Origin of the sequence: Brasilonema sp. UFV-L1, assembly GCF_012912105.1 — a bacterium.
GTDB lineage: Bacteria > Cyanobacteriota > Cyanobacteriia > Cyanobacteriales > Nostocaceae > Brasilonema.
The window spans coordinates 52,391-60,544 of record NZ_QMEA01000075.1 but is presented as its reverse complement, the minus strand read 5'-3'; the positions used below and the strand labels follow the sequence as shown (position 1 = coordinate 60,544).

At 38.8% G+C, this 8,154-nt stretch carries 6 protein-coding genes; 2 read left to right on the top strand and 4 right to left on the bottom strand.

Annotated features, from left to right (window positions below):
- The first annotated feature begins 644 nt into the window (after positions 1 to 644).
- Both DP117_RS21070 and DP117_RS21065 read left to right on the top strand, forming a co-directional pair.
- On the top strand, positions 645 to 893 hold the full coding sequence (locus tag DP117_RS21070) for a hypothetical protein (protein WP_169220165.1): 249 nt from the start codon (positions 645 to 647) through the stop codon (positions 891 to 893).
- A 442-nt stretch (positions 894 to 1,335) separates the two neighbouring features.
- The gene (locus DP117_RS21065) at positions 1,336 to 1,584 is read left to right on the top strand and encodes a hypothetical protein (protein ID WP_169220164.1); all 249 of its coding nucleotides are present in this window, start codon (positions 1,336 to 1,338) and stop codon (positions 1,582 to 1,584) included.
- A gap of 211 nt (positions 1,585 to 1,795) precedes the next feature.
- Here the strand turns inward: DP117_RS21065 and DP117_RS21060 are convergent, their stop codons facing one another.
- The 4 genes from DP117_RS21060 to DP117_RS21045 form a co-directional block, all read right to left on the bottom strand.
- On the bottom strand, positions 1,796 to 2,533 hold the full coding sequence (locus tag DP117_RS21060; RefSeq protein WP_169220206.1) for a peptidylprolyl isomerase: 738 nt from the start codon (positions 2,531 to 2,533) through the stop codon (positions 1,796 to 1,798).
- 90 nt (positions 2,534 to 2,623) lie between these two features.
- Positions 2,624 to 4,147, bottom strand: a complete 1,524-nt coding sequence (locus DP117_RS21055) for an HlyD family efflux transporter periplasmic adaptor subunit (protein ID WP_169220205.1) — start codon at positions 4,145 to 4,147, stop codon at positions 2,624 to 2,626.
- Positions 4,148 to 4,577: 430 nt separating this feature from the next.
- Positions 4,578 to 7,319 (bottom strand): peptidase domain-containing ABC transporter, encoded by a 2,742-nt coding sequence (locus DP117_RS21050; RefSeq protein WP_169220204.1) that lies wholly within the window; start codon positions 7,317 to 7,319, stop codon positions 4,578 to 4,580.
- The gene (locus DP117_RS21045; RefSeq protein ID WP_169220203.1) at positions 7,243 to 7,944 is read right to left on the bottom strand and encodes a helix-turn-helix domain-containing protein; all 702 of its coding nucleotides are present in this window, start codon (positions 7,942 to 7,944) and stop codon (positions 7,243 to 7,245) included. Before DP117_RS21045 ends, DP117_RS21050 begins: the two co-directional genes overlap by 77 nt.
- Between the last annotated feature and the right edge of the window lie 210 nt (positions 7,945 to 8,154).

Genomic DNA, 8,154 nt, shown 5'->3' with positions numbered 1-8,154 from the left:
TTGGGGAGGGGTAACACGAGGACTGCAATGATAACTAATCATCCGAACTTGATATAAAACATTGATTGCTAAAATTTGGTAAACTGTGATTAGCATCACTTACTGAATTGGATAAGTAACGACTCTTCGCCATATTTAGAACTTGTCATTTTTGAAAAACTGTAAATAGGACATAAATGTTTTAGTTATGCACCTGACAAAGAAATCTACGAGGGAATAAACATCTTGTTTTATAGTGTAAGTTTTTTAAAACTCTAAATGCTTAGAGCTAAAATTTCAGTTCATTCAAGTCAGGCTAAGCCACCAGGTGTGCGATTGATTGTTTTGCAGTCTGCTATTAGTACAGCGCTTGAAAGGGCATAAACCACAAAGCACATGGTAGAGACATAGCATTCCTGCCCTTAGCCCTATAGCCAAGCTGTATTCTAGCCAATTGAAAACTGCTGTATTTTTTCTGTTCACCTATAAAGAAACGAGAACTATTTCAGTGAATAATTAACAGGATATAACTGTAACTTTTATGTCCATTATTAAGTCATTTCAACCTTGAAATACCAAAGTAAATAGCAGAAGATAGTAACAGGAAAAGACAAAACAAAGTCGAATCCTAAAACAAAGAACTTGATCAAGGAGTAAATTTTAAAATGGCTAAAATTACAATTTTTCAACTGGAAACCTCTGACAGCTATATAAATGCGCTATCAAATACTGAGCTTGATGCAACAAAAGGTGGAGACGGAGAAGCACTTGGTCTTGGCGGATTGATTGGAGCTGCGGTTGAAACTGTGCAGGTTGGACTTGTTAACGCTAACGTATCAGACTCCTTGAATGATAACAACGTTAGTCTTCTCAGCAGCGGCAATACTGGAGATGTGAAAGTTATAAAATGGTAAGGTTCGTAATAACAAGTAATCACACTCATTGTTTGCATTAATTTGAGAAATAAAGCTTGAGTGACAAGCTTCTGCTACAGAATGACATTCACTTGCTTTATTTCTGAAATCTTTGCTCAGTGTTATCCTGCATCTGATTTGAGTGAGATGCAGGGATTTTATTTGAGTCAAAACTTTCTTATTCAGTTGAATACAAAAAAACTAGATGAGCTGATGAGCAGTCTGAAAATCATTTCAGACTGCTCATTTTTTTCATGTCGTGTGAGAAATAAACGGCAATGATTTGATGATATAACTAGGAATTAACTGTAATTTTTATGTCCATTTTTTAGTCATTAAAACCTTGAAAAACTCAGGAAAATAAAAGAAGATAGTAAACAGGATAAGACAAGATAAAGTCGAATTCCAAAACAGAGAACTTGATTAAGGAGTAAATCTCACAATGGCTAAAATTACAATTTCTCAACTGGAAACTTCTGACAGCTATATCAATGAGCTATCAAATACTGAGCTTGATGCAACAAAAGGTGGAGACGGAGAAGCACTTGGTCTTGGCGGATTGATTGGAGCTGCGGTTGAAACTGTGCAGGTTGGACTTGTTAACGCTAACGTATCAGACTCCTTGAATGATAACAACGTTAGTCTTCTCAGCAGCGGCAATACTGGAGATGTGAAAGTTATAAAATGGTAAGGTTCGTAATAACAAGTAATCACACTCATTGTTTGCATTAATTTGAGAAATAAAGCTTGAGTGACAAGCTTCTTCTAAAGAATGACATTCACTTGCTTTATTTCTGAAATCTTTGCCCAGTGTTATCCTGCATCTTACTCAAATAAGATGCAGGCGCTTTCTCAGAGTGAAAACTCTGTTATGAATCTCGACACAAAATAACTAGATTATCTTATGATAAGTCTGAAATTATTTCCATCTGTTCAATTTGTTGTTTCAGCCATTGCGAGAAATAATCGGCAATGATTTTATTGCGTAGCTTATCATCTAATTCTGGTTGAACTATTTCCTCCACAAAAATCAGATGTATTCCTGAAGATGTCACAACTGGCTTGAGTAGCTGAGGCGGCTTAGCAGCAAAGACAGCAGCAGAAATTTCTGGCTTTAAATCTTTACGATGTACTATTCCCCGATATCCGCATTTTCGGCGTAACTCTATGTCCTGGACATATGTATGAGCAACATCATAAAAGCTCATTTCCGCTTCTTTTATGGTATAATAAAGCTCTATTGCCAAGTCTTCGTCGTCTAAAATAACTTCATATATTACTGCACCAATATAGTCTAATTGATTTTCATAGAAATAGGGTTCAACCTTATCTGCAAATAGATATTTTGCCAGCTGTTCAGAAATGAGGCTGTTGTATAAGACTTGTTCAAAATCATCTATGGAAAGGTGATGTTTTTGTAGCCATTGCAAAGTCTCTTCAGCACTGACAAGGTGATTTCTGAATCGGAACTTATCTGCAGTTTTCTGGAGTGCTTCATCTTCTACTTCAATACCAAATTTCTCAGTAGCAACTGCAATCACTTTACGAGTTATAATCTCTTGAATAATCTCAGGAACTTTACAAGAGAGCTTGACTTGTTGAAGAATATCTTCACTGGTAATAGTGATAGTGTTTAACATGACCTTTCTCTCAGTTATATAAACGAAATTCAACGTAGAAGATTCACCTCTGTGACAACTCAGCAATAAAAAAGTTAGGACTTACACTTCTTACAAATTCAAATTCCCTTTTTGTAACTGCTGAAACGGATCGAGCAGAAAATCAATAATCCGACGTTGTCGTACAATCACCTCAGCTGTAGCTGTATCTCCAGGACGTAAGGGAATGCATTTACCTGCCTTAGGAATACAATTTTGTTTCAAGGCAATTTCTAAGTTATAAGCTGCAACTTTTCCATTAGCTGTTTCCACCTCTGTTGTTGTAGGAGAAATTTCCACTAATTCTCCTTCTATAACTCCATAATCCTGAAACGGATAAGCATCAAATTTTAACTTCACTGGCATTCCTTTCTGCAACGAACCACTTTCACTTATTCCTATCTGTGCTTTAATGACTAAAGGTACACCTTCTGGAGCAATTTCTGCAACCATTGTTCCTGATTGCACGACAGCCCCAGCTTTTTGTACTGGTAACTGAAATATTCTACCTGCTACAGGCGATTTTAAGATTCTTTGTCCTAACTGTAACTGTAAATTTTCAATTTTATTTTTACTTTGAGAAATTTCTGACTTCAGTGTCGTCATTTCTGTTTCAAGAGTCTTCAGTTGTTCTTCACTTTTTAAAACAGCTAACTTACCAGAATGAGTCAGAGTTTGATAACTTCTTTGCTGTTCCTTGAGACGCAAATAAGCCTGTTCAATCTCAGCCTTAGCTTTACGAATAGTCTGCTCATAATTACTTTGTTGTTCTGCCAAGCGTAGTTTAGCTTGCTCAATCTCTGATTGACTTTGTGCGAATAACTTTTGTTTTTCGTTTGCTAGATCTTGCTTTTCTACAACTTTAACTTCTGCAACAACTCCTTCCTTAGTTAACTGACGATAGCGTTTAACTTCCTGCTGTGTACTGGCTAAACTACTCTCTACAAATTTAATAGCAGTTTGACTAGACTCAAGAGTTTTCTTTGCCTGATTGACTTGCGTCATTTTTTCTTCTTTTTGTAATTCATAAGAGTTTTTGAGAGCGGTCAAATTTTGCTGAACCTGCTCAATTTGAGCTTGTTTTTCTAACTCTTGTGCTTGACTTTGTTGTTGCTGAGTTGTCAAAGCTACGACTAACTGTTTTTTCAAAATATTCAGCTGCGACAGCCGATTGAATTGTCCTTCTAATTTATTCTTTCCTTGATTTAACTCGGTTCGCACTAATTCGGAATCTAAAATCAATACAGGTTGTCCTGGTTTTACTGATTCACCTTCCTTTACGGGAATTTTAGCAACAGTTCCGGTAACAAGAGTATCTAACTTCACTGTCTTACCTTTAGGCTCAAGTCTTCCTCTGGCAGTACCTGTTTCATCGACTTTAAAGAGTATTGCCCAAGGCAAAACAATCGCCGAAAAACTCAACATAAAATATAGTAATCCTCTCGTCCAAACGTGAGGTAAACTATCAACTAATTCCTGAGTGACGTCAGACCAATCATGACTTGGCTGAGCTGATGTTGGAGGGTTCAAAACTTCGTGATGCTTCTTCTTCTCTTGAATTTGAGTATGAACTTTCCCATTTAATGTATTTGTCATGATTTCTCCTTACAAACTTTGAGATTTTGGTAGCAGGAAGTGTGGGAGATATGAATTTACCTCCTGTGACATTTGTCTTGAAAGTCTTGAGTAGAAGAGCAAAGACTTTCTGACTTGGCTGTGCGTCTTAGCGGATGGAACTGTTGCATCTCACCCGAATGACGCCTTGAACTCAAGTTCAAGACTCACAACTAAAGTCCGTTAAAACGGACTGAAACAACATACAGCAGCAATTCCTGGCTGGGTCAGAAATCAGAAGTAAAAAGGGTTTTATGTCTGACTTTTAGACTTTACTCTTTGTACTTCAATGACTTGCAATGCGCTGTATGCTTAATAAGCTAATCGCATACTTGAGCAAAGCAAGAAATTTGTTTCTTGACGGATGAAAAGGCAGATCCAACAGAGACTCCCCTTACTTCTCCTTGTCTTCTCACGCCGCCATATTCAACTGCTGTTGTTGATTAAGATAGAAATAATGTCCCCGCTTTGCCATTAACGCTTCGTGAGTTCCACTCTCAATTAACACACCCTTATCTAGAACTAAAATTAAATCTGCATTTCGTATAGTCGAGAGACGATGAGCAATGACTAAAGCGGTTCGTCCTTTGAGTATTGTGTTCAAATTCCTCTGAATAATTCGTTCTGACTCTGTGTCTAGATGGGAAGTCGCTTCATCAAAAATGAGTAAGCGGGGATTACCTAATAATGCTCTGGCGATCGCAATCCGTTGGCGTTGTCCACCAGATAATAAACCCCCACCTTCACCAATTTGAGTTTCATAACCCATCGGCAACTTTTTAATAAACTCATCAGCACCTGCTAAATTTGCTGCTTCTACGACTTCTTCTATAGTTGCTCCTGGATGTCCTAGACTAATATTTTCTCGAATCGTTCCGCCAAACAAAAAGGTGTCTTGGTCAACAACTCCAACCTGTTGACGTAAGGAACGTAAGGAAATATTCGTAATATCTAGTCCATCAATCAATATCCGACCATCTGTTGGGGGATACAATCCTAAAACTAATTTAGAAATTGTCGTTTTTCCCGAACCACTACGTCCCACCAGTGCCACCATTTGCCCTGGTTGTATTTCAAAGTTGAGATTTTCTAGAATATTAGTATCGCTTTCTTTATTATAGCGAAATGTTAGATTCTCAAAGCGAATGTGTCCATGAATTTCTGAGAGTGATTGGCGTATTTGATGCTGTAAATCTTCTTCCGGGTCTGCATCCAACACATCATTAATACGTTCAGTTGCAATCACCACTTCCTGTAATTGATTCCATAACACTGTTAATCGTTGGAAGGGCGAAATAATATTTCCCAACAACATATTAAATGCGACCAATTGCCCAATCGTTAATTGGTTTTTAATCACCAAGTATGCTCCATACCATAGCAACACGGTTGTTGCTACAGCTTGAATTGTATTGCTAAATATTTGCAGACTATTGCTGATAACTTGCCCGGAAAAGCTAGTTTTGACTTCCTTATGTAATAACTCCTCCCAATGCCAACGCACTGTTTGTTCCACTGCGGTGGATTTCACTGTTCGGACACCAGTCAGGACTTCAATCAGGTAACTACTTTCACTGGTAACAGCATGAAAGATTTCTCTGGAAATCTTTTGTAAAAAAGGTGTAGCAATCAATGCCAGCAAGAAAAAAGGCGGTATGATAATCAACGCCAGCAATGCCATTTGCCAGCTGTACGAGAACATTAATCCTAGATAGATAAAAACCGTGAGGAAGTCTAGTAAGATAGACAAAGCATCACCGGAAAGAAAGCGTTGGATTTTACGGTTTTCTTGTACGCGAGAGATAATATCTCCAACATAACGGGATTCAAAAAAACTGAGAGGAAGTCGTAAGGTGTGGCGAATAAACCCCACAATCAATGCCAAATCTAGCTTATTTGCTGTGTGGAATAGTAGATATTGCCGTAAACCCACAATCGCGACGCGAAACAGGCTAAAAATCAGCAACCCCAACCCCACCGCCGTTAAGGTGAGTTCCGAACGCTGCACCACCACTCGGTCTAGAATTAACTGAGTAAATAAGGGGGTAACAAGTCCAAATAACTGGATAAATATAGAAGCGATCAGGACTTCTAACATGACCACAGAATGTGGCTTGATCAACTCCACAAACTGCCATAACGGAGTTGTCGTCTCTTTGGCATCTTTTAATAAGGTTGTGGGTTGTATCAGTAGTGTGTAACCAGTCCAACCTGCTTTAAATTCAGCGTGGCTTAGGGTACGTTGACCAATAGCAGGATCTGCTACTACGACCTTTCTTTTGTTGATTTCATAGAGGACGATGTAGTGCTTCCCTTCCCAGTGAACAATTGCAGGTAATTTTTGCTTCGCCAACTGGTCAAGACTCGCTTTTACAGGTCGTGTGCTAAACCCAAGACTTTCCGCAGCCGACGATAATCCTCGCAACGACGCGCCACTACGGTCAACATTGGCAATATCCCGCAAGCGGTTGACACTGAAGCGTTTCCCCCAATAGCGAGATACCATCACTAAACAAGCTGCACCGCAGTCAGATCCACTCTGTTGGGCAAAAAACGGATAGCGTCGAATCATCCGTTGCCACAGATGTCCAGCGCGCTGCGTAGGATTAGGGAAGTAAGCTTTGTTGATCTTTTTCCCTTGCTTTGGTTTTACTGCTGATATTGACGAAACATCTGTCTTAGGATATATTTTTTGTGTCTCTGCAAAGGTTTTCCGAAAGTCATTTGTCCCCAAAAGTCGGGAATTGCAAGTTTGCGCTTCATTGTGCAAATGTTCCCGAATTTGTGGATGTTTAGCCATAAGTGGCAATAACACCTCTTTTGGGATGAGGCATACCTGTAAATTCAACGCAGCCCTTACTTTGTAAGGCTGAAATTCAGACTCGGGGAATAAAGTAAATTCACCGAACGACGCACCTGCTTCTAAGGAGGCTATCAATTCTTCTGCGTGGTTCAGTAACCTAACTTTCCCAGCAACAACAATATAGATGCCAGGTTGAATTTGATTTTCTTGCCAGAATTTCCCTACTTTTGGATTGAAGATTTTAGCTACCTGAAGACAACGCTGAAATTCTTCTTCAGAAAGAGAATACCCGAAAGCATTGTTCAACTGTTGTAAAGAAAGCAAATGCGCTTGTGTTGGATTGTGCGCCATAGATATCTGAATCAGTCCCTAATTTTGTGAGATTAAGAGGCAATAATTCAGTGCTATCCGGCGGATTAGCCGAATGGAGATCACGAATTAAGATTTTTGAACTTCTAGCCAAGTCATTCTTAATCGTGTCTTTGTTAGCATTTTTGGATTTTGCTTTAGTAGATAGCCCCATTTGTTTGAGTAAGCGATGAATATGGCGATCGCTCACCTCAACCCCAAATTCTTTTGCCAAATGTTTCTTCAGCCAGTTTGCTGTCCAACGTTGAAAAGAATAGCCATAATCACGAGGATTATTGTTTACTAATTGCTGCAGACGCTTCAAATATTCGTCATTCACAGCCATTGGACGACCAATCGGACAATCCTGCCATTGGTGCGCCATACCAGTGCGGGCTATATGCGTCCAATGCCTTGCTGTTGCTGGAGAGCACCCTAAGGTTCGACAAATTTCGGTTTGAGATTTCCCCTCATCTACCAGTAACATAATTTGGATACGTTGACGGTATGACTCAGGCAAATCTTCTTGTAAACTTTTTTGCAAAAGTTTGCGTTGAAACACAGTCAAAAACTTACCATGAGCAACTTTCAAGTTGTTGGTATCAAATTTTCCTGGATGGTGTGACATATCTGTAAAATTTAGCTGTTTACCGTGAAAGCGTTGACTTTGGGAACACACGTAATTTTGCTAACATTTATACAAAAAAGTCTTACAGGGTCTCATGATAGGCTAAGACTAGTATATCTATAATTTAAGAAAACTCCTATCCTAGAAATAATCAGAAAATATACGTAAATACAATGTTTTTTATTTTCTTTAAGGTCGTTTCATGAAAGA

Bases quoted from the DNA above. Each gene is read 5' to 3' on its own strand.
- DP117_RS21070 (WP_169220165.1), top strand. From the start codon at position 645: ATGGCTAAAATTACAATTTTTCAACTGGAAACCTCTGACAGCTATATA.
- DP117_RS21065 (WP_169220164.1), top strand. From the start codon at position 1,336: ATGGCTAAAATTACAATTTCTCAACTGGAAACTTCTGACAGCTATATC.
- DP117_RS21060 (WP_169220206.1), bottom strand. From the start codon at position 2,533: ATGTTAAACACTATCACTATTACCAGTGAAGATATTCTTCAACAAGTC.
- DP117_RS21055 (WP_169220205.1), bottom strand. From the start codon at position 4,147: ATGACAAATACATTAAATGGGAAAGTTCATACTCAAATTCAAGAGAAG.
- DP117_RS21050 (WP_169220204.1), bottom strand. From the start codon at position 7,319: ATGGCGCACAATCCAACACAAGCGCATTTGCTTTCTTTACAACAGTTG.
- DP117_RS21045 (WP_169220203.1), bottom strand. From the start codon at position 7,944: ATGTCACACCATCCAGGAAAATTTGATACCAACAACTTGAAAGTTGCT.